Genomic DNA, 20,976 nt, shown 5'->3' on the forward strand with positions numbered 1-20,976 from the left:
CATGTCTTCGATATCGCCCGTCCGCGCGGAAGCTGCGGCGTCGACGCCAGCCGCGGGCGCAGGTTCTCCGACCGCACGGATCGAGTCTCGCGCACGCGCCGGTTGCGATGCCATCGCTGCGCGCGTGGATGCGCTGCCGGGCAACACCCCGGTACTGCTGCGCAGTTACGACAACCGGCGCGGGCAAGGCGCCCCTGCCCTTTCGCCCATCCGCACGGCGGCGTTCACCTATGACAACGCGCTTGCCGTCATCGCCCTGCTCGCATGCCACAGGCAGCCTGAGGCGGAACGCATCGGCGAGGCATTGCGCCTCGCCGCAGTGAACGACACGCGACTGCGCGATGCGTATCGCGCCGGTCCCGTCGAAGGCGACAAGCCCTTGCCGAATGGATGGTGGGACGCCCGGCAGAAGCATTGGGTCGACGCTGCGCACCAATACGCCGGCGCGTATCAGGACGGCACATCGTGCGGAAACATCGCATGGACTGCGCTGGCACTTCTGGCACTGCACGACGCCACCGGCGAAGTGCGCTGGCGCGATGCCGCCGTACATCTTGCCGACTGGGTCGTCGTCCACGCTGCGGACCCGCACGACGCGGCTGGATTCTATGGCGGCGTCGAGTCCTTCCTGCTGGTGCCGCGGCAGGCGGCATGGAAATCGACCGAGCACAACATCGATCTTGCCGCGATGTTCGAATGGCTGCAGCGGATCTCCGCACCGGGAAACGACTGGAACACACAGGCGCGCAACGCCCGGGCTTTTGTGGTTGCGCAGTGGGATGCCGCGAGCGGGCACTTCTGGACGGGCACCGAGGGCGATGGCGCGACGCCGCTGCGCTCACCCTCCGCCCTCGACGTGCAACTCTGGGCGCAACTGCTGCCGGAAGCGCCGAAGACGTGGCAGCGCGCGCTGGCCTGGGTCGAGCGCATGCATGCCGTCGAAGGCGGCTTCGATTTCACCGACGTCCGCGACGGGATATGGACGGAAGGCACCGCGCAGGCCGCGCTCACCTACCGCTGGACCGGCGACGAAGCCAAGGCGGACGTGCTGCTTGCGTCGGTCGCGCAACAAACCTCATCGGGCGGCTTCCTGTACGCCACGCCAAAGCCGCGCATCACCGCGCTGTATTCCTACTACTACCACCGGCCGTGCCTCGCCGCGACGGCATGGGCCGTGATCGCCGCGTCCAATCGCAATCCGTATCTGCCAAAACCATGAGCTTGCCGTCCATGGGCGGGCGCACCGGAAATCGTGCACCATGCCTGTCGTCCCGCACCTGCGATGCGCGTGCTTCCAACCTGATTTTTTTGCAACCCGAAGGGAACGTCATGGCACTTCACAAGACTCGCATAGCCTCCTTCATCGGCATGGCGCTGCTGGCATTCGGCGGCACCTGCGCGGCGGCGACCGCAGGCAGCGACGCGCGCCCGTGGATGAATCCCCGACTGTCGCCCGACCAGCGGGCCGAGCTGGTGCTGAAGGCGATGACTCAGGACGAGAAGTTCCGCCTGATCCGCGTCGATTTCGGCGACACCGAGAACGGCCACGTCATGGCTCCGGGCGCATTGGGGTCCGCCGGCTACGGCCCGGCGATCGCGCGTCTGGGCCTCCCCGGCATCCAGGAAAGCGATGCCGGACTCGGCGTGGCCAAGCCGTTGAAGCTCGGTGCCACCGCGCTGCCTTCCGGCCTGGCGACGGCCGCCAGCTTCGACCCGACCGTGGCCTATGCCGGCGGCGCGATGATCGGCAGCGAGGCACATCGCCGCGGCTTCAACGTCATGCTGGCAGGCGGTGTGGACCTGGTGCGCGATCCGCGCAACGGCCGCAATTTCGAATACGCGGGCGAGGATCCGCTGCTGGCTGGCCAGATCGCCGGCAATGCCATCGCCGGCATCCAGAGCCAGCACCTCGTTTCCACCATCAAGCATTACGCGTTCAACGACCTCGAGACCAACCGCAACGCGGTAAGCGCGAACATCGACAAGGCCTCCGCCCGCGAGTCCGACCTGCTCGCCTTCGAGATCGCCATTGCGGCCGGCCATCCGGGCTCGGTGATGTGCTCCTACAACCGCGTCAATGCGGTCTACGCCTGCGAGAACGACTGGCTGCTCAACGACGTGCTGAAGCGCGATTGGCACTACCCCGGCTTCGTGATGTCGGACTGGGGCGCCGTACACAGCGCCGCTAAATCCGCGCTGGCCGGCCTGGACCAGGAATCGGCCGGCGAGACCTTCGACAAGGAGGTGTATTTCGACAAACCGCTGCGCGCCGCAGTGACTTCCGGCGAGGTGCCGCAGTCGCGCATCGACGACATGGCGCGGCGCATCCTGCGCAGCCTGTTCGCGACTGGCGCCATCGACCATCCGGCCAAGCAGGCAGCCATCGATTTCGGCGCCGACCGCAAGGTGGCGCAACGCGCCGAGGAAGCCGGCGCGGTACTGCTGCGCAACCAGGACGCACTGCTGCCGCTGTCCGCTGCGCAATCCGTGGCGGTGATCGGCGCCCACGCCGACAAGGGCGTGCTGACCGGTGGCGGTTCCTCCGCAGTGCAGTCGCCGCAAGGCAACGCGGTGCCTGGCCTTGCACCCACCGACTGGCCCGGCCCACGCATCTACCAGCCCTCCGCGCCGTTGGCGGCGATCCAGCAGCGTGCACGCGGCACGGTGAGCTACGCCAGCGGCGACGACATCGCCGCCGCCGCAAAGCTGGCTGCGCAAGCCAAGGTCGCGGTGGTATTCGTGGAGCAGTGGGCGGCGGAAAGTGTCGACACGCCGCACCTGACCCTGCCCGGCAACCAGGACGCGCTGGTCGAAGCCGTGGCCAAGGCCAACCCGCACACCATCGTGGTGCTGGAGAACAACGGCCCGGTGGCCATGCCCTGGCTGGCCAAGGTCGGCGCGGTGCTGGAAGCGTGGTACCCAGGCGCAGCCGGCGGCGAGGCCATCGCGCGCCTGCTCTACGGCGAAGTCGATCCGTCCGGTCGCCTGCCGCTGACCTGGCCGCGCGACGAATCGCAACTGCCGCGCCCGAAAATCCCCGGCGCCGTGCTCACCTCCATGGGCCAGCCGCCGCAAGGCCAACCGGCACAGGACGTGGACTACAACGTCGAAGGCGCCGACGTGGGCTACCGCTGGTACCAGCGCAAGCATCTTGAGCCACTGTTCCCGTTCGGCTACGGCCTCGCCTACACGCACTTCGATTACAGCGGCTTTGCACCGCGTGTGGCGAACGGCAAGGTCACCGCTTCGTTCACCGTGACCAACCGTGGCACGCGCGCGGGCGTGGACGTGCCGCAGCTCTACGTCACCCTGCCCGGCCCGAACGAAGTGCGTCGATTGGCCGGCTGGTGCCGCGTCGACCTCAAACCCGGCCAGTCCGCACACCTGACGGTGACCGCCGATCCGCGCCTGCTGGTGGACTTCGACCGCAAGAGCCAGCACTGGCAACAGCCCGCAGGCGATTACCAGCTGCAGCTGGGGCATTCGGCGACGTCGTTCCAGGGCGATGGCAAGGTGGCGTTGCCAGCGGCGAGCTGGGCTGCGGATGCATCGCCGGTCGGGACGGCGCAGCCTTGCGTGGCAAGCGGCGCGCCCTGACGCGTATCTTCAACGCTTCTGGCAACTTTCGAGTTGCTAGCGAGCTCCTTAGGTCTGCCTACGGTTCAAGGCAGACTTTGTCTGTCGGGCGTTAAAGTAAAATTCGGAACAGAGATGCGCCTGTCGCTGATGAGCGTTGGGCGCATCATCGATGTGCGATCGAAGGGAAACGCCTCATGAAAAGAACGGACATGGGTACGCTGACGCATTCGCGGCGACGGCAATGGGCATGGATGGGCGTCGTGGTCGCGAGCGCCCTGTTGGCGTCGACTGCCGCGTCGCAAGGCACAGATGGCGTAGCGAACACCTATTACCCAGGGCCTAACGTCACTTACACGAATGAGGCTCCGTACAAGCTATTGATCACAGTGTCGCGGCCGACGAACGACGACGCCGACGACCAATGGTTCGACTTCGTCCGGGCGGTTTTCCAGCGCTACGTATCGCCGACGGTATGGCCGGGCGCGTGGCCCGTGCTGGTCGGCCGCAGCGAAATGAGTGTGGGTTTGCGCGAGCGCGCAAACAACGTCTTCAAAGACTGGATTGCCGGCCGACGGCTGCAGCCTGGCGCCATCCTGGCCTTGGGCGGACCAAGCTCACGCGTCACCGCGGACACAATGATCAATAGCTTCAAGCACGCACCGCCAAACTGGGCCAAAGGCGCCACGCTCATGTTCATGGGATCCGCCGCCGACAAGGATCGCGTCTTCGCGGCACTCCGCCCGAGTGGCGCCACGTTGCGTTTCTTCGATCTAGACAGCGTGCAGGCGGCCACCCTCGAGCGGATCATTCCACGTATCAAGGGGCCACTGCCGCCCGTACCGGCGCCACCGCCGCCGCCAAGAACGCATTGAGCACGAGCGGGGGGCGCGATGCGAGGGCATCAAGCTTGCCGTAGTCAGGATTCAGAGTGACCTAAAAAACGCCAAATACTCTTTTTGCCCTGGCGTAACCTGCGCAAGAGACCATCTCGCGCCAAGCTGACAGGGTCAACTTTGGAAAAGTCCGTCCGGACATCCCTGCAGATTGGGACGGATAAGACATGGCACCAGGGAAAAAAGATTGCGTGCTGCGTAACGCACGATGCCGATACCGGCGCATGGGGTAAAGACTTGATCTCGTGTAGGATTTAGGCGAAGGAAGGGGACGACGGGCGCTGAACATCCCATGCATATTGGCGAATCGAGGCTTTACTGAGGCGTTAGCCGCAAGGGGGAAAGCCATGAAGCGACTCGGCTTATTGTTTGCGACAGCAGCCACGCTTGTGCTCGCAACCGGATCGGCGCATGCCAATTGCGAGGATGGACACTGGGTTCAGTCTGTATCCTCTGACGGCGCTATCGTCGTACTTGAAGACGGCTCCGTATGGGAGATCGACCCAGCTGATCAAGTCGATACTGCGCTCTGGCTCCCCACCACTAACATAGTCGCGTGTGACGACAAACTCATCGACACAGACGATAACGAGATCGCAGCAGCTACACGCATCAAGTGACAGTGGCTAACAATTCGTTCAAGGCGGGCGGCTTTGCCGCCGCTTAACTCCTGCGTTAGGCAGCAGATGCGGAACTCCGTAATCTTGATAGTTCCATTTCTGTTCTTTGTGCCGCCTGCAATGCGGGCGACACCGGAACCGGCATCACCATGCGCATCTTTCCGTGCATTCGCCGCGTCGGTACAGAAAGGTCAAACCGAGAGCATCGAATTCCACACGTCTTGGCTCGCGGACTTCAAGGATGGCAATCCCAAAGCCATAGGTGCCTTCACGCGGTGTTTCGATCGAGGCTATGCACCGGGCCACGCCGTTTGTAGCTACCTTTCAAAAAATGGCGCTGTGGAATTTGCTGGCGACAACGCAAGACAGGCTTTGGCCTGCCTGTTGCCAGGCACACGCTTTGGCCAACATGATCTAGCCTTGGAAGCTTTAGACGTTTCTTTTTACTTCGGCACACCGCAGCGTGGCAGCAACATGACCATTCGCTTCGAATCTGACCAAAAGATGGGTGGCATGGTCCTCACAATCATTGCGGATGGTTACTAGCCATGCTGCTGTCTAACAACTCGTCCGAGGCGGACGCCTCCGGTGCCGCTTAACTCAAGCGTTAGGCTCCTCACAAGAACTCCATGAGCGATCCGACACTTACCTTTTCAAGTCAAGCAGAGTGGGAGTCCTGGCTTGAGCTCAACGGAAGCTCCGCAGCGGGCGCCTGGCTTCGCCTGGCAAAAAAAACTGCCGAGCGACCAACGATCTCCTATGCCGAGGCAGTCGAGAGCGCTCTTTGTCACGGCTGGATTGACGGTCAGAAGAAAGCGGAAAATGAACACCATTGGCTGCAACGATTCACGCCTAGAACAGCAAAAAGCATCTGGTCCAAGATCAACAAGGCAAAAGCTGAAATCCTAATCACCGCGGGAAGAATGCATCCTACTGGACTGCGCGAGATCGAGCGAGCCAAGCAAGATGGACGCTGGGATGCGGCATATTCATCAGCGAGTACATCTATCGTCCCTGACGACTTGCAACAAGCCCTTGAGGCCAATAAAAAGGCTAAGGCATTTTTTGCAACACTAGACAGTCAGAACCGATATGCCATTTTGTTCAGGATTCAGAATGTCAAAAAGGCAGAAACCCGCGCCAAAAAAATTGCTGGGTTCATCGAAATGCTGGCCAATGGCAAAAAAATTCACCCGTAGCGCCAGTGGCCTGACAATGCATTCAAGGTGAACGCCTTCGGCGTCACCTGAACCCCGGCGTTGACCGTCCGCCCTTGGCCAATTCGAGCCCGCGTGCCATGCGGATCAGAGTGCCGGCGAGCCGATCATGACCGACAGGTTCAAGTGATCAATTTCATCGGCATGCACAGCAAGAATGTCAGCAAGCCTGTCAAGGTCCCTGCCGATCCAAAGAGGATGCTGATTGGGAGGCATGGTGTGCAAGATTGCATAGCCAACCGCACGGAAGTGGGCATGATCGACATGGCAGGCATTGCGTTTCTCACCAAGAGGCAACCAAGCATATGCACCATTCCAGACTCTGTGCCGTGCTCATCGATTGCAATGTTCCCGATGTAGATGAGGCCGCGGGCTTCTGGGCCGAAGCATTGGGACGCCCCATAGATCCCGATCATCCGGGTACGCGCGGCAACTACCGCATGCTGGAGACGCCACCCGACGAGCCCATCGTGCAAATTCAACGCGTCACCCACGAGAGCAGGGTGCACATCGACATTGAGACGGATGACATTCCTGCAGAGGTGCTTCGTCTGGAAAAGCTGGGCGCCACGGTCGTCAGCCGCCTTGAACGTTGGGTGGTGATGCAGGCTCCCACCGGGCAACGATTCTGCGTGGTGCGTGTGCAGCGCCCGGGATTTCCCAAAAACGCCAATCGCTGGGACTAGGTCTCTTGCCCGTCAGATAAGCGCATCGAGTCCCTAAAGACGGTTTGCGTCCGGGCATGCAGCGCCCACGCTTGAGTGGCGGAACAACTCACCGCGCGTCATCTCTCGAAATCGATGTTGCCGGCTTCAGCGTTCGCTGCGATCAATCCGCTCCAGGATGCGGCGAAGATGTGCGAGGTCGGTCTTGGAGAGCGCCTGGAAGGCCGCCGGAGCGTCGTCGCGCACGGTGCTGTGGATCCGGTCGACGATCTGTCGTCCCGTACGTGTGAGTGACACCAGTTTCGCGCGCCGGCTTTCCGGGTGCGGCTGCCGCTCGACGAGGCCGCGGCCCTCCAGGTCGTTCACCGCCACCGTGGTGGCCGGCGCATCGCTGCCGGTGTCATCGGCGATCTGCTTCAGGGTCATGGGCGCCTCTTCCAGCCGCCACAGGATGCGCACGCGGCTGAAGGGCAATCCGGTGGCCTCGCCCACTTTGCGCCGCCATTCGCGGCGCGTTTCCCACACCAGACCGACCATCAACTGCCAGAGGGCATCGGCCTCGCTGCCACCGCTGGTGTGTCGGATCATGCGGTCGCTCCAGCCGGCGTTTCTTCCAGCAAGTGTGCCGCGTGGCGCGTCGTCTCGTGCGCCCAGCGCGTGCTGGACAGCCAACCAAGCAGCAACACGATGATCCCGCCGCCGGTGATGAGCCACCAGAAGGGATGCGATGCCTCCGCGAAACCTTCATGGATATGCGCGCCAAGGATGGTGCCGGCGAGTGCCACGCCGAGCGACGCGCCGATCTGCCGGCTGGTGGATGCCACGGCCGCGGCGAGACCGGCCTGCGCCTTAGGCATGCCGGATACCGCCGTATTGGTGATGGGTGCATTCACCATGCCGAAGCCGACGCCGAAGATAGCGTAGGTCAGCAAGAGCAGCGGCAACGGCGTCGTTGCCGTCAGCTGTGTCATCAGCAGCGCGCTGGCAATGGTGGCCATGCCGGAAACGAGCAAGGACGGTCGCGTCCCGTACGTGCCAATGAGTCTCCCGGAAAATGGCGAGCAGAGAATGGTTGCCAGGGCGAGCGGCAGCGTGCACAGGCCGGTGTGGAAGGCCGATAGCCCCCGCACTTCCTGCAGATAAAGCGCGTTGAGGAAGAGGAAGCCGGAGAACGCGGAGAAGCTGCACACCGCGATCAGGGTCGCGCCGCTGAATGGTGCGCTCCTGAAAAAGCGCACATCGATCAGCGGTTCGCGACGGCGCGGCTCGTAGACGAGCAAGGCGACCAGCGAAAGCGCGGCCGCGGTGAAGAAGCCGATGATCGTCGTCGAGCCCCACCCCGCCTGGTGACCTTCGATGACCGCATAGGTCACGCTCGCCAGCAAAGCGAACACGAGCAGTTGCCCGACCGGATCGACGCGGCGCGGACGCGGCGCCTTCGATTCCGGGATGTAGCGCATCGCCAGCACCATCGCCGCGGCGCCCACAGGCAGGTTCACCCAGAAAATCGAACGCCAGCCGACGCTCTCGGTCAGTGCGCCACCGATCACGGGACCGATTGCCATCGACACGCCGGCCACCGCGCCCCAGATGCCGATGGCGCGCGCCCTGGCCTTGGGCTCGTGGAACGTGTTGGCGATGATCGACATGGCCACCGGGTTGAGCATCGTGGCGCCCAGTGCCTGGACGATGCGGAACGCGACCAGTCCGTGGATGTTCGGTGCGACGCTGCACAACAGCGAGCCGAGCATGAACAGCGCCATGCCCGAGAGGAACACGCGGCGCCGCCCGAAGCGATCGGCCATCGACCCGGCCAGCATGAGCAGGCTCGCTACCACCAGGGTGTAGGCATCGATCACCCATTGCAGCCCGGAGATCGAGGCAGCCAGATCGTGCCGGATCGAAGGCAGCGCGACGTTCACGATGGTGGCGTCCATGGCCACCATCAAAAGGCTCAGGCAGCAGATGCCGAGGATGAAGTTCGGGTGGGTTTCGGCCCGATGGCCGGCAGCAATAGTTGTATTCATTCAACTATTGTTTTTCAACAATTGTTTTTAGTCAACTATTAAATCTGCGCTACGAGATGACCCAAGGCGCTGGCGACCCTCGCCTTCGCCCCGATCCTGATCAGCTGCACCGGCCTCGCCCGCGCGCGATCAGGCAGGAGCGTACGTCAACCGGATCACGTCACCGACGATCAAATCGCTGGCCACCAGACGCAAACGCGAGCGCCGACCGGCGAAGAACGGCTTGCCATGGCCAACCACGATGGGGTGCAGATAGATTCGATATTCATCGATGAGACCAAGCTCGGCCAGGCTCCGCGCCAGTTCCGAGCCGGCGACCTCGACTTCGCCGGCAAGCTCGGCCTTCAGTCGCCGCACCGCCGTCTCGACGTCAGCGGAAATGAGGGAGGCATTGGATCCGACCGACTCCAACGAGCGCGACACGACCCATTTCGGCTTGCGCTGCCATGCCGCCGCATAGTCGCGTTCGTCCGCGTCCCAATCGGGCGAGTCTTCGTCCCAATAGCGCATGACTTCGTACATGCGGCTGCCGTACAGCATGCCCGTCAGGTTGCGCACTCGTTCCGTGAAGTGGCGAAAGAGCGCCGCATCGGGCGGCCCGAACGCCTGGTGGTCGATATAGCCATCCAGCGACTGGTTCATTTCGGTTACAAACTTCGCCATGAGAGACCCCCGTGCGGACACCAAGGCGTATGCAGGCTGATTGATGTCTGGGACGTATTCAGACCGGCCGATAGACCTGCAGCACCGCACCGAGCGGAAAGGCCTTCGAGCTGACCAGCCCAAGCGGCAGCGGCGCAGGCAAGTCGGAGAAGATCGGCCTGCCTTTGCCCAACGCGATCGGATGAACCATCAGGGCCAATTCGTCGACCAACTTGTGGGCGATAAGGCTGCGCGCGAAGGCGGCTCCTCCGAGGGCGACGATCGGTTTGCCATCCTGGGCCTTCAGCCTGGCGACTTCCTGGGCAAGATCGCCGCTGGCCACGTAGGCCTCGGTCCAGCTTTCAGCGCCGGGCTGAAGTTGCCTGGCATCGTCGACCTGGGCCCGGGCATCCCTGATTGCCTTGATCGCCGGCTCCAACACCGCCGGGCCCTGTTTCGAAAAGACCGCCTTGGGGATCCGGTTCATCGCCGGCGCGAACACCAGGGTGGAAGTCGGCCAGAACGGAGCCATATCCCGGAAGGAATGGCTACCCATGATGATCAGTCCGGCCTTCCACAGGTTCTCCACCTTCCAGGCTATGGCCTCCTGGTCGCCGTTGAGCATCCATTGGACTTCGCCCTCGGGGCCGCTGACAAAACCGTCGAGCGACGTGGCCATGGTCAGGATCAACTTTCTCATCGCTTGCTCCTAGCATCAGGGAATCCGGAACGGGCCAGATCAATCGGCGGGCAAGCCAATTCGCCGGCCTTCATCATCCCGACGAACGACGGGATCCGAAATCGACATGACCGGAAAACCTTGGAACGCCTGACCGTGGCGAGCGTCCACATGCAATCGTCCCGATCCGGATCGCGGCTTCGGGCAGGGAAATGTCCTCGGAGCCTGCGCGCGATCTCCCGTGACCCGCCCCTGGAACGCTTGCGCGCAGGCGAAGGAAGAACGAGGGAGTGGACGTCCATACACGATTGAGTGATGACGCAGGCATGCAGACAAACTGATCTGGCCCTTTGGGCTGCGGTGTCATGGTCACCATGCGGCAACGCGCGGCTTGACCTGTCAGCCAGGCAGGCACTGCGCCACGCGCCACCACTGACAGCCACGATGAAGCGCGCGAGTCATCGGGATGATCGTGAGCAGGCTCTCAGGCCGGCCGCAGCGACGACCGCAGCGCCTGCGTGGCCGATGCAACCGTAACCGCCAGGTCGGCGCCAGCCTCCAGCACGATGGCACGCTCGTCCGCCGCAGGTTCTTCCAATGTCGCCAGCTGGCTGTCGAGCAACGCAGGCGGCATGAAATGCCGGCGCCGTCCCATGCGGCGTGCGAGCTCGTCGCGCGGCACGCGCAGGTAGAGCAGGCGCAGCGCCGGATCGGCCTGGCGCAAATGGTCTCGATAGATACGACGCAGGGCCGAACAGGCCACCACCACGCCCTGCCCGCGATGCACCGCGATCGCCGCGGCAATCGCCTCGAGCCAGGGTCGGCGATCCGCGTCGTCCAGCGGAATACCGGCGCTCATCTTGGCGATGTTCGCGGGCGGGTGCAGGTCGTCGCCTTCCACGAAGTCCACGCCGCAGGCGCGCGCCAGGGCAGCACCGACGTGACTCTTGCCGCTGCCGGAAACACCCATCACGACGACGGTCGGCATTGCGGGCGTCAAGGAATCACCCCCGGAAGAACAGATACACCGCGTTGTAGGGCACGCGCGCCTCGGCGCCCGCGTGACCCGCGTCGCAACCCGAAGCAGGCGCTGCGCCACCTTCGGTGTGCGCGCGCACGATGTATTGCACTGATGCCATCAGCCCGCTGCCCTTGTGCGATTTGGCCCGCAGCACCAGCCACGGTATGGCGCCGGCATCGGGCGAAGGCGAGGCGTTCAAGGATGCGCCCACCGCCGTGCTGCCGTCGTTGGCCTGCCAGCTCGGCCCGGCGAAGTGCCTGCCGATCACCTTCCCCTTGGCATCCGACAATGTGGCGTCAGGCGCCTTCAACGCCCATGCATAGGTGTTGCCGGAAACCTTGCATGCATAGATCTGCACGCCCTTGCCGAACGCTTCGAAGGCGGCAGTCTTGGACAGCTCTTGGGCATGCGCTGAGCCGGCAAACGCCGCAGCGATCAAGGCGCAACACTTCAACGAATTCCGCATGACTGGTCTCCTTACGACCTAACGGTTTTCCATCGCACGCGCGAAGCGCGTCCGGCGACTGAACACGCCTTGGCAAACGCCATTGAAGCACCAATCCGGCAAGCGCACTTCGCCCAGGCCCCGCGGGCTAGACTGGCTCCACCTCCTGCAAGGGCAGTGTCCATGATCCCCTACTTCAGCGACCTCTCCGCCAACGAACGCACCTACCTGGCCTGGATCCGCACTGCAGTGTCGCTGATGGGCTTCGGTTTCCTGATCGAACGCTTCGACGTGTTCCTCGTCTACACGACCCGCGGCGCGGTGTTGAACAATGGCCTGCACATGCGCGCCTCCGAATGGCTGGGCCTGGGCATGATCCTGCTGGGCGCCGTGCTGATCCTGCTGGCCACCCGCACCTTCTACCGCAACTGCCGGTTGATCCAGGCCGAAGCCGAAACCCCGTACCACGGCACCACGGTCGAACGTGGGCTGACGGCGCTGCTGGTCGCACTGGCGCTGTTTCTGGTGCTGTACGTGGGATACCAGCTCACCAGCCTGAACTAAGCGCCTGCTTGCGGTCTCAACATTACCCTGCGCCGGAAACTGCGCAGCGCAGAGAACGCCCGTAGGGCGCACCCAAAGGGTGAGCGCAGCAAGTCACTCTGTAGCGATGACCGCCCATCCCGGGCATGCAGTCACTGGACCCCAGCCTTCGCTGGGATGACGGGCGTGAGGACCCTCCGTTTCGTGTAGGCCCTCAGTTTCCAGATACGGCGCGATGCGGCCTCATGGCAGGTCGTGTCGCCGGGCGTTGATCCAATCCCTTCGACACAGCCTGCCCGTAGTCCCGGCGAATCCAACTAGCTCATTTCTCTTGGTTCCATTTCTGACTCCGAGCATTCAACCCGTCGCCTTTCGGGCCGGCTTCGCCGTTCGCCACCGCAGCTGCGGTGGCATGGGCCAGCAAAGAGAAGGAACTCGGGCGCCGGCAGGTGACCGCAACCGCGTTGAAACTTGCGACAGTGAAATCAACGTCTCCCACAAGACGCAAGGTCGCGAGACAGGACATCGTGAGCCAGTTCCAACGACTGGACGCCCCAAGACCACAATGCACGACCGTGGTAGCTTCCCCCACGCGATCATGACCAAGAGGACACCACCCCCATGAAGACTGCCGCCCTGCGCCCGGCGCTCCTTCCGCTCGCCTGCCTGCTGTCAGCCGCCGCGTTCACGACACCCGCGACAGGCCAGGACTCGTCGAAAGTGACGCCCGACATGATCCAGACCGCGTCGGACATCCCGGCCAGCTGGCAGACGCCGCAGGGCGGCTTCGACTACGTCAAGCGCGACGTGATGATCCCGATGCGCGACGGCGTGAAGCTGCACACGGTGATCGTGATCCCGAAGAACGCGCACGACCGGCCGATGCTGCTGGAGCGCACGCCGTACAACGCCAGCGGCTTCCTGGATGGCAACAGCCTGCACATGGCCGACGCCGTGTGGTCGGGCGACAAGGACTGGGCCAACGCCGGCTACATCCTGGTGTGGCAGGACGTGCGCGGCAAATACGGCTCGGAAGGCAAATACATCATGACGCGGCCGCCGATCGGGCCGCTCAACCCGACTACCACCGACGACACCACCGACGCGTGGGACACTGTCGACTGGCTGGTGAAGAACATCAAGGAGTCGGACGGCAAGGTCGGCATGATCGGTTCGTCCTACGACGGTTGGACCGTCGCCATGGCCCTGCTCCACCCGCATCCCGCACTCAAGGTCGCCGCGCCGGAAAGCCCGATGGTCGACGGCTGGATGGGCGACGACTGGTACCACTACGGCGCCTTGCGCCAGATCAACCTCGACTACTTCACCGAACAGATGAGCGCCAAGGGTTCGGGAGAACCGGTGCCGCGCGAGAACAGCGACGACTACACCAACTTCCTCGCCGCCGGTTCGGCCGGCGACTACGCCGTCGCCAGCGGCTTCAAGCAGCTGCCGTGGTGGAACCGTTTCTCGGCCCACCCCGCCTACGACGCCTTCTGGCAGCTGCAGGCGCTGGACAAGCTGCTGCCCGCGCATCCCTCCGACGTACCCACGATGTGGCTGCAGGGCCTGTGGGACCAGGAGGACATCTATGGCGCCGTGCATGCCTGGGAAGCGCTGGACAAGGCCGGCCACAGCGGCAACAACCACCTGGTGATGGGCCCGTGGTGGCACAGCCAGATCAACCGCGCGGGCTGGAACCTGGGGCCGCTCAAGTGGCCCGGCGACACCACCGCCCAGTTCCGCCAGCAGGTCATGATCCCGTGGTTCGACCACTACCTGCGCGGCACGCCGCTGGCCACGCCACTGCCCGAGGCGATGATCTACAACCCGGTCGAGAAGCGCTGGGACAGCTTCGCCCACTGGAAGCCCGCCAGCGCCCAGCAACTCACCCCGATCTACCTGCAGGCGAACATGGGGCTGGGCTTCGGACAGCCGGAAAGCGGCAGCGACAGCTACGTTTCCGACCCGGCCAAGCCCGTGCCCTACCTGCCCCGCCCGATCAAGGCCAACAACGAGGACCGCTGGCGCACCTGGCTGGTGCACGACCAGCGCTTCGCGGTGGACCGCGCCGACGTGCTCTCCTACACCACGCCCGTGCTGACCCAGACCGTGACCGTGCAGGGTGCGCCGATCGCCGACCTGTTCGCCAGCACCACTGGCACCGACGGCGACTTCGTGGTCAAGCTGATCGACGTCTACCCGGGCACCGACGCCACCGACCCCGACATGAGCGGCTACGAGCTGCCGGTGTCGCTGGATATCTTCCGCGGCCGCTACCGCAAGAGCTTCGCGAACCCGGAGGCCATCCCGGCGAACACGGTGCAGGAATACAAGTTCCGCCTGCCTACCGTGAACTACGAGTTCAAGCCAGGCCACCGCATCATGGTGCAGATCCAGTCCAGCCTGTTCCCGCTGTACGACCGCAACCCGCAGACGTTCGTACCCAACATCCTGTTCGCCAAGCCGGATGACTACAGGAAAGCGACGGTGACCATCGAGCACGGCGCAGACGGGCGCAGCGCCGTGCTGTTGCCGGTGGTGGCTGACGGATCGGCCGACCGCTGATCCGGATTTCGGCACGCGCACAAAAAGCACTGACTGTCACACAAGCCACGCCGTGACAGTGACGGACAGGCTCCGGGCGGCTGCAGCACCAGCTTCAGAAGCGGCCACCATGGTCGATACGCAGATGAGTGCATGGCCATATCCGCGGCGGACGGTGGAACCGACCGCCACGGACGTGGCTTGCGCGCTCACCGGCATGGGGCCGACATTGTCGGCAGACCGAGACCGCCTGGATACCGGGGTAACCGTGAAAGGTCGATTCGTGTGCTTCGCGTGGCTGTGCTGCGTTGCGCTCGTGGCGCCGCTCGCGGCTGCGCCCATGCCCGTCTCACCCACGCGCATCCGCGTGGTCGCCCCGGGAAGCTACTCGCCCTACCTGTTCCGCAACACCGACGGCCAGGTGAGCGGCTACGTGGCGGATCGCTGGCGGCTGTTCGAGAAGCACACCGGCATCCACGTCGAACTCGACCTGATCGACTGGAACGCCGCCAAGCAGGACGTGCTGACCGGAAGCGCCGACGCGATCGACATGATCTACCACACCGACGCGCGCGAGGCCCAGTTCGACTTTTCCGCACCCTACGTCACCCTGCCGCTGGGCATCTACGTAGGCTCGTCCGATACCACTCTGCATGACACGGCTTCGCTGCGCGGCCTCACGGTGAACGTGGGCCGCGGCAGCGCCTGCGCAAAGACGCTGGCCGGACTCGGCTTCGCCGACCTGCGGCAGTTCGATGAATACCAGGACGCGGTGACGGCGGCCATCCGCACGGAACCGCACATCTTCTGCATGGACGAATACCGCGCCTACTACTACCTCAGCAAGGTTGGAGCGCAAAGGCTCTTCAATCGTGCATTCGTGCTCGATACCGGCCATTTCCACGTGGCGGTGCGCAAGGGCAATACCGCGATGCTGCAAGTGATCGAACGCGGCATGGCCAGCATCACGCCTGCAGAGAACAGCGCACTGGACGAGCGCTGGCTGCAGAAGTCGCCGCCGCTGTCGCCCTACGGGCGCATTGCGGCCGTTGCGTTGGCTGTGGCGCTTACTCTCGGCATGTTGATGCTGGCGTGGATCTGGGCATTGCGGCGCAGCGTGGCCACGCGCACGCGCGAACTGCAGGCGGGCGAAGCCAAGCTGCGCGCGCTGTTCGACGCCAATCCCGACGCGATGTGGATGAAGGACCTGCAAGGCGTCTACCGCGTGTGCAACGACCGCGTGTTCGAGCTGCTGCACATGGAACGCAAGGAACTGGTCGGCCACACCGATGTCGGGCTGTTCCCGCCGGCCAAGGCCGCCGAAGTGCGCGAGATGGACGCCCGCGCGATACGTCGCGGCACTCAGGACACCTACGTGCTGTCCACCGAGGGCGGCGATGGCGAGCGGCTGCAGCTCGAGGTCATCAACGTCCCGTTGTGCGACGCCGACGGCACCGCCTACGCCACGCTTGGCGTGGCACGCGACGTCACCGAACGCAAACGCGCGGAGGCCGAGTTGCGGCTCGCCGCGGTGGCCTTCGAGTCCCAGGACGCGTTGCTGGTGATGGACGTCGACCACATCATCCAGCGCATCAACCGCGCATTTACCGCGCTCACCGGCCATGCCCCCGAAGCGCTGATCGGCCGACCGGTGAACCTGCTGCGCTCGCGCTATCACGACGCCGCGTTCTACGACCAGTTGTGGGCGCAGGTGGGGCATAGCGGCGCCTGGCACGGCGAGCTGTGGCTGCAAGCCGCGCAGGGCGAGCCCAAGGCCGCGCGCATGACGGTGTCGCATGTGATCGATACCGACGGCAACGTCAGCCATTACGTCTGCTCCATCGTCGACCTGACGCGCGAGCGCGAGGCGTACGCCAGCGTCGACCACATGACGTACTTCGATCCGCTGACCGACCTGCCCAACCGCTACTTCCTGCATGCCCGCCTGCAGCACCTGCTGGAGTCCGCCGGCAACGGCGGTGTGCTTTTGCTGGCCGACCTCGACCATTTCAAGCGGATCAACGATCTGCGCGGCCATGCCGCCGGCGACCGCCTGCTAATCATGATTGCGCAGCGCCTGCGCCATGGACTGGACGAACACCGCGCACTCAGCCGTTTCAGTGGCGGCACCTTCGCGCTGCTGGAAACCTGCGCGGACGGCGAGGCGATGTCGCCGGCGCGGGCCGCCGAATGCGCCGAGAACCTGCGCCAGGCCCTGCATGAGCCGTTCCTGCTCGACGGCACGCCGGTAGTGGTCACCCTCAGCATCGGCTGGACCGTGCTGGTGCCGCATCAAGGCACCTCCGAATCGGTACTGAAAGAGGCCGAGCTGGCGATGTACCACGCCAAGGCAGCCGGCCGCGACCAGGTGTGCTGCTACGAACCGGCAATGCAGGATGAACTGGCGCAATACGAGGCGCTGGTCGTGGACCTGCGCCAGGCCGTCGCCGTCGGCGCGCTGGAGCTGCATTACCAGCCGCAGGTGAACCGGCTCGGCGACATCATGGGCGCCGAGGCGCTGCTGAGATGGACGCGCCCCGACGGCACCCGCATCGCGCCCGCCGTGTTCATTCCCATCGCCGAGGAAAACGGGCTGATCCTGCCCCTGGGAAGCTGGGTGCTGCGGCAAGCCTGCGCGCAACTGGTCGCCTGGGCGGGCGATACGCGCCGCGGCGGGCTGTCGCTCGCCGTCAACGTGAGCGCACGCCAGTTCGCCCAGGCCGATTTCGTGGACGACGTGCGCACCGCGCTGGCCATCACCGGCGCCGACCCCACGCGGCTCAAGCTGGAAGTCACCGAGACGGCGATCCTGGACGACCTCGACGACTCCGCCGCCAAGCTTGCGCAGTTGCGCGCGCTGGGAATCCATGCCGCGCTGGACGACTTCGGCACCGGCTATTCCTCGCTGGCCTATCTGTCGCGCCTGCCGCTGGACCAGCTCAAGATCGACCAGTCCTTCGTGGCGCGCCTGCCGGCCGACCCCAACGATGCAATGGTGGCGCAGACCATCATCGCAATGGGCCACGGACTGGGCATGGAAGTGATCGCCGAGGGCGTGGAAACGGATGCGCAGCGACAGTTCCTGCTGGCCCAGGGTTGCGATGCGTTCCAGGGCTTCCTGATCTCGCGGCCACTGCCGCTGGCCGCGTTCGAGGCATTGCTCGCCTAGGTGATGGGCGGCGAGCCCGCATCGCGCCGCATCCGGGAACCGACGGGTTTCCAATTCGCCTCGACGAGGGCTGCGCGGATCGGGAACAGACTCTTGGCATTACCGATGGCTAAGGCGGAAGAAAAAGGACGTTCCTGTGGGCCAGGCTCCGAGGTGCTCCGCCGTCGGAAAGGAACCGGGGCATCATCGATCGGAGCGCCCGCCAAGGCTTAAGCGCTTCGTGCTCAGAAGGGACGCATGGATCAGCGCCCGGGCCTGCCCTTGCGCTGGCGCTTCACGGCGTACATCGCCACGTCGGCGCGAGCCAGCACGGCGTCGATGTCGGATTCGTGCCGCTCCGCCGTCACCACGCCGATGCTGGGACCGCCGTAGTCGAACTCCAGGCCGTCGTCCAGCACATAGTGGCCGCTGGTCGCTTCCCGCAGCCGCACGCCGACCGCGTCGGACACCTCCGCAGCCACGTCGCGACGCGCCGCGGACAGCACGACGAACTCGTCGCCGCCTACCCGCGCGACGAAATCGCCATCGCGCAGGGCAGCGTGCAAGCGCTTGCCGATGGCGATCAGGAAACGGTCGCCGGCATCGTGTCCATGGTTGTCGTTGATCGCCTTGAAGCCGTCGAGATCGATGAAAGCCACCAGCAGCACCTCGTTGTCCGGCACGACCAGGAGTCGACGGCGCATCTCGTCCAGCAGTGCTCGACGATTGGGCAGCCGCGTGGTGGCATCGGTGTGTGCGGTCACCGCCAACGCATCGTTGGCCTGGCGCAGCGAACGAATCGTGCGCTCGCGATCGATCTGCTGCGCAATCAACCGGGAAAACATTTCCAGCACCTGTGACGCGCCCGCGACCTGCGGCTTGCGCTCGTCGCTGGCCGCACACAACGTGCCGTACAACTTGCCGTCGTCGGTGTGCACCGGCGTGCTCACATAGGTGGCGATGCCCAGTTCGCGCGCCGCTCCGGAATCGCCCCAGCGCGTGCCCACGTCGTCGGCATACGGTTGCCGCTCGTCCAGCGCACGGCGGCACAGCGTGTCGCCCCACGGCACGACGAGGCCTTCGGCAATCTGCAGGCGTCGCGTATTGCGTGCATACAGCACATGCTGCAGACCCGCTTCGATGTCGATGCTGGTGAGGTAGGTGGACTCCAGCCCGGTCACCTTCTCCAGCAATTCCAGCAAGGGTCGCACCAGTTCTTCCAGCGTGCCGGCATGCGCCAGCGATTCGGCGATCTTGTCGATCGAATCGGGGGCGACGCCTGTTTCAGAAATCGAAATGCTCACAGCAGCCCCCCCTCATCGCGAAAGCGTCGCTTCACCACTCCTTACGGCTGCAGCCGCAAGGGAAAATCACGGCGCCATTGTGCCGGTATTCCCCGCTCCCGTCGTAGGAGCCCGATCAAGATTTTCGTGCCTGGAGCCACGTTCCTGGAGTTCCTGAACAGGTTCCCCGGCCCGTTGAGGGCCCACCCGCGGAATCCGCGCATCCTGGATGACTTCGACCACCAAACGCTATGCTCCACCGATACGGCGCTGGGGCGCCGATCATCAGGGGAGAGGGGCGCCATGGCGACGCGATCGATGGGAGCGGGGGTCGGCTTTCGCTGGCTGTCCGACGGCATCCGTGTGGGTTTCAGTCACCCGAAGCCATTGTTCGGAGGCGCCGCGGTACTGGTGGGGGTGTGCCTGCTGCCATCGCTGATCACGCTGCCGGTGCAATTCCACGAAATGAGCGCCGGCCGGCCGCCGAGCGCAACCCTTTCGTTCATGCTCATGGCGCTCTCCGCGCTGTTCGGGCTACTGATCATTCCGCTCTACGCGGGCTACCTGCAGCTGGTGGATGCAGCCGAACGGGAGCGGGAAGCACGCGTATCCGGCATTTTCAATCCCTACCGGCAAGGCGAGGCGTGGCGGTTGATCGGGCTCGGCGTGGCGAATTTCGTGGTCTACATCGCCGGGGTCGCGATCATCGTTCTGGCCACCGGAGGCGGCATCGCCCGCTGGTACATGCAGGTGTTGGCGGGACAGGCCGCCCACCAGTTGCCGCCGGCGCTCCCCGATGGCTTCTGGAGCGCCATCGCCTTGTTCATGGTGTTTGGCCTCTGGATGATGGGCTACTACGCAATCAGCCTCGGCCAGGTGGCCCTGAACAAGCGCAGCGTGTTCGGCGCCATCGGCGACGGCGCCATCGGCGCATTCAAGAACGCATTGCCGCTCTTCGTGTTTGCCTTGGTTTCCGTTCTTCTCTGGCTCGCCGCGGTCGTCGTCTTTGTCATCGTGGCGATGGTGCTTGCCTTGGTCGCGAGGCTGATCAGCCCCTGGCTGACGTTCGTGGTGCTGATCCCGCTGTATGTCGGGCTGCTGTTGTTTATGTTCAGCGCAATGTTCGGGGTCATGTACCACTTGTGGCGCGACGTGTGCGGTGGCGACACGGCGATCGCCATGCCTCCGCCGCTGATCGCCTGATCCGCGCCCTTCGCGCGCAAGCCAGGGCGGCGGCGGAAAGGGGCGTGCAGTGACGGATCACGCCCCTGGACTTCAGATCGCCGCGGTTACCACGATTTCCACCTTCCACTCCGGCCTGGCCAGCCTCGCCTCCACCGTGGCACGCGCCGGCCCTTGGCCAGGCACCACCCATTCGTCCCACACCCGGTTCATGTCGGCGAAGTCGGCGATGTCGGCAAGGAAGATCTGTGCGCGGAGGATGCGTGTCTTGTCGCTGCTCGCCTGCGCCAGCAGCGCATCGATGGCCGCCAAGACCTGACGCGTCTGCCCCGCGACATCCGCGCTGTCGTCCTCGGCGACCTGGCCGGCGAGATAGGCGATGCCGTTGTGGACCGTGGCCTCGGACATGCGCGGGCCGGCGTCGATGCGGTGGATCATGCGGGAGAACTCCGTCAGTGAATGGAAAGACGTCGGTGCGTGGCGCC

The 20,976-nt window shown here is 64.5% G+C and carries 19 protein-coding genes; 11 read left to right on the forward strand and 8 right to left on the reverse strand.

Going from position 1 to position 20,976, the window contains the following annotated elements:
* Position 1 precedes the first annotated feature (1 nt).
* The 7 genes from IHE49_RS06905 (at position 2) to IHE49_RS06935 (ending at position 6,995) form a co-directional block, all read left to right on the forward strand.
* Entirely contained in the window at positions 2–1,219 is a 1,218-nt protein-coding gene (locus IHE49_RS06905) for a hypothetical protein (protein WP_225578256.1), read from the forward strand.
* Between the two features lie 110 nt (positions 1,220–1,329).
* Entirely contained in the window at positions 1,330–3,597 is a 2,268-nt protein-coding gene (locus IHE49_RS06910; protein ID WP_192156242.1) for a glycoside hydrolase family 3 C-terminal domain-containing protein, read from the forward strand.
* A gap of 191 nt (positions 3,598–3,788) precedes the next feature.
* Positions 3,789–4,451: a hypothetical protein gene (locus IHE49_RS06915; RefSeq protein WP_192156243.1), complete on the forward strand. Its 663-nt coding sequence runs from the start codon at positions 3,789–3,791 to the stop codon at positions 4,449–4,451.
* Between the two features lie 368 nt (positions 4,452–4,819).
* The gene (locus IHE49_RS06920; protein WP_192156245.1) at positions 4,820–5,092 is read left to right on the forward strand and encodes a hypothetical protein; all 273 of its coding nucleotides are present in this window, start codon (positions 4,820–4,822) and stop codon (positions 5,090–5,092) included.
* 84 nt (positions 5,093–5,176) lie between these two features.
* Positions 5,177–5,638 (forward strand): hypothetical protein, encoded by a 462-nt coding sequence (locus IHE49_RS06925; RefSeq protein ID WP_192156247.1) that lies wholly within the window; start codon positions 5,177–5,179, stop codon positions 5,636–5,638.
* 83 nt (positions 5,639–5,721) lie between these two features.
* Positions 5,722–6,291, forward strand: coding sequence for a YdeI/OmpD-associated family protein (locus tag IHE49_RS06930; protein WP_192156249.1), 570 nt, complete (start codon positions 5,722–5,724; stop codon positions 6,289–6,291).
* A gap of 323 nt (positions 6,292–6,614) precedes the next feature.
* The gene (locus tag IHE49_RS06935) at positions 6,615–6,995 is read left to right on the forward strand and encodes a VOC family protein (protein WP_192156251.1); all 381 of its coding nucleotides are present in this window, start codon (positions 6,615–6,617) and stop codon (positions 6,993–6,995) included.
* 126 nt (positions 6,996–7,121) lie between these two features.
* Here the strand turns inward: IHE49_RS06935 and IHE49_RS06940 are convergent, their stop codons facing one another.
* The 6 genes from IHE49_RS06940 to IHE49_RS06965 all read right to left on the reverse strand — a co-directional run bounded on the left by IHE49_RS06940 (position 7,122) and on the right by IHE49_RS06965 (position 11,809).
* A complete protein-coding gene (locus tag IHE49_RS06940) occupies positions 7,122–7,562 on the reverse strand; it encodes a MarR family transcriptional regulator (RefSeq protein WP_192156253.1) in 441 nt (146 codons plus the stop codon).
* On the reverse strand, positions 7,559–9,001 hold the full coding sequence (locus IHE49_RS06945) for an MFS transporter (protein WP_192156255.1): 1,443 nt from the start codon (positions 8,999–9,001) through the stop codon (positions 7,559–7,561). Before IHE49_RS06945 ends, IHE49_RS06940 begins: the two co-directional genes overlap by 4 nt.
* Positions 9,002–9,130: 129 nt before the next feature.
* Complete coding sequence (locus IHE49_RS06950; RefSeq protein ID WP_192156257.1) at positions 9,131–9,664, reverse strand: dihydrofolate reductase family protein; 534 nt, start codon at positions 9,662–9,664, stop codon at positions 9,131–9,133.
* A 58-nt stretch (positions 9,665–9,722) separates the two neighbouring features.
* A complete protein-coding gene (locus tag IHE49_RS06955) occupies positions 9,723–10,343 on the reverse strand; it encodes a dihydrofolate reductase family protein (RefSeq protein WP_192156259.1) in 621 nt (206 codons plus the stop codon).
* A 463-nt stretch (positions 10,344–10,806) separates the two neighbouring features.
* Entirely contained in the window at positions 10,807–11,310 is a 504-nt protein-coding gene (locus tag IHE49_RS06960) for a gluconokinase (RefSeq protein WP_225578257.1), read from the reverse strand.
* 16 nt (positions 11,311–11,326) lie between these two features.
* On the reverse strand, positions 11,327–11,809 hold the full coding sequence (locus tag IHE49_RS06965) for a DUF3455 domain-containing protein (protein ID WP_192156261.1): 483 nt from the start codon (positions 11,807–11,809) through the stop codon (positions 11,327–11,329).
* Between the two features lie 162 nt (positions 11,810–11,971).
* Here IHE49_RS06965 and IHE49_RS06970 point away from each other — a divergent pair, with 162 nt between their 5' ends.
* From IHE49_RS06970 to IHE49_RS06980, 3 genes are all read left to right on the forward strand, one after another.
* A complete protein-coding gene (locus IHE49_RS06970; protein ID WP_192156263.1) occupies positions 11,972–12,352 on the forward strand; it encodes a DUF202 domain-containing protein in 381 nt (126 codons plus the stop codon).
* A 600-nt stretch (positions 12,353–12,952) separates the two neighbouring features.
* Complete coding sequence (locus IHE49_RS06975; RefSeq protein ID WP_192156265.1) at positions 12,953–14,899, forward strand: CocE/NonD family hydrolase; 1,947 nt, start codon at positions 12,953–12,955, stop codon at positions 14,897–14,899.
* 319 nt (positions 14,900–15,218) lie between these two features.
* Complete coding sequence (locus IHE49_RS06980) at positions 15,219–18,047, forward strand: EAL domain-containing protein (RefSeq protein WP_192156267.1); 2,829 nt, start codon at positions 15,219–15,221, stop codon at positions 18,045–18,047.
* 242 nt (positions 18,048–18,289) lie between these two features.
* Here the strand turns inward: IHE49_RS06980 and IHE49_RS06985 are convergent, their stop codons facing one another.
* The gene (locus tag IHE49_RS06985) at positions 18,290–19,330 is read right to left on the reverse strand and encodes a sensor domain-containing diguanylate cyclase (protein WP_343227552.1); all 1,041 of its coding nucleotides are present in this window, start codon (positions 19,328–19,330) and stop codon (positions 18,290–18,292) included.
* A 282-nt stretch (positions 19,331–19,612) separates the two neighbouring features.
* Here IHE49_RS06985 and IHE49_RS06990 point away from each other — a divergent pair, with 282 nt between their 5' ends.
* Positions 19,613–20,512 (forward strand): hypothetical protein, encoded by a 900-nt coding sequence (locus IHE49_RS06990; RefSeq protein ID WP_192156269.1) that lies wholly within the window; start codon positions 19,613–19,615, stop codon positions 20,510–20,512.
* A 72-nt stretch (positions 20,513–20,584) separates the two neighbouring features.
* Here IHE49_RS06990 and IHE49_RS06995 read toward each other — a convergent pair whose 3' ends face one another.
* Positions 20,585–20,929 (reverse strand): RidA family protein, encoded by a 345-nt coding sequence (locus IHE49_RS06995; protein ID WP_192156271.1) that lies wholly within the window; start codon positions 20,927–20,929, stop codon positions 20,585–20,587.
* Positions 20,930–20,976: the final 47 nt, after the last annotated feature.

Source organism: Rhodanobacter sp. 7MK24, from assembly GCF_014842995.1.
Lineage (GTDB): Bacteria > Pseudomonadota > Gammaproteobacteria > Xanthomonadales > Rhodanobacteraceae > Rhodanobacter_A.

Bases quoted from the DNA above. Each gene is read 5' to 3' on its own strand.
- IHE49_RS06975 (WP_192156265.1), top strand. From the start codon at position 12,953: ATGAAGACTGCCGCCCTGCGCCCGGCGCTCCTTCCGCTCGCCTGCCTG.
- IHE49_RS06945 (WP_192156255.1), bottom strand. From the start codon at position 9,001: ATGAATACAACTATTGCTGCCGGCCATCGGGCCGAAACCCACCCGAAC.
- IHE49_RS06990 (WP_192156269.1), top strand. From the start codon at position 19,613: ATGGCGACGCGATCGATGGGAGCGGGGGTCGGCTTTCGCTGGCTGTCC.
- IHE49_RS06905 (WP_225578256.1), top strand. From the start codon at position 2: ATGTCTTCGATATCGCCCGTCCGCGCGGAAGCTGCGGCGTCGACGCCA.
- IHE49_RS06920 (WP_192156245.1), top strand. From the start codon at position 4,820: ATGAAGCGACTCGGCTTATTGTTTGCGACAGCAGCCACGCTTGTGCTC.
- IHE49_RS06915 (WP_192156243.1), top strand. From the start codon at position 3,789: ATGGGTACGCTGACGCATTCGCGGCGACGGCAATGGGCATGGATGGGC.
- IHE49_RS06955 (WP_192156259.1), bottom strand. From the start codon at position 10,343: ATGAGAAAGTTGATCCTGACCATGGCCACGTCGCTCGACGGTTTTGTC.
- IHE49_RS06965 (WP_192156261.1), bottom strand. From the start codon at position 11,809: ATGCGGAATTCGTTGAAGTGTTGCGCCTTGATCGCTGCGGCGTTTGCC.
- IHE49_RS06940 (WP_192156253.1), bottom strand. From the start codon at position 7,562: ATGATCCGACACACCAGCGGTGGCAGCGAGGCCGATGCCCTCTGGCAG.
- IHE49_RS06995 (WP_192156271.1), bottom strand. From the start codon at position 20,929: ATGATCCACCGCATCGACGCCGGCCCGCGCATGTCCGAGGCCACGGTC.
- IHE49_RS06910 (WP_192156242.1), top strand. From the start codon at position 1,330: ATGGCACTTCACAAGACTCGCATAGCCTCCTTCATCGGCATGGCGCTG.
- IHE49_RS06970 (WP_192156263.1), top strand. From the start codon at position 11,972: ATGATCCCCTACTTCAGCGACCTCTCCGCCAACGAACGCACCTACCTG.
- IHE49_RS06930 (WP_192156249.1), top strand. From the start codon at position 5,722: ATGAGCGATCCGACACTTACCTTTTCAAGTCAAGCAGAGTGGGAGTCC.
- IHE49_RS06980 (WP_192156267.1), top strand. From the start codon at position 15,219: ATGCCCGTCTCACCCACGCGCATCCGCGTGGTCGCCCCGGGAAGCTAC.
- IHE49_RS06950 (WP_192156257.1), bottom strand. From the start codon at position 9,664: ATGGCGAAGTTTGTAACCGAAATGAACCAGTCGCTGGATGGCTATATC.
- IHE49_RS06935 (WP_192156251.1), top strand. From the start codon at position 6,615: ATGCACCATTCCAGACTCTGTGCCGTGCTCATCGATTGCAATGTTCCC.
- IHE49_RS06960 (WP_225578257.1), bottom strand. From the start codon at position 11,310: ATGCCGACCGTCGTCGTGATGGGTGTTTCCGGCAGCGGCAAGAGTCAC.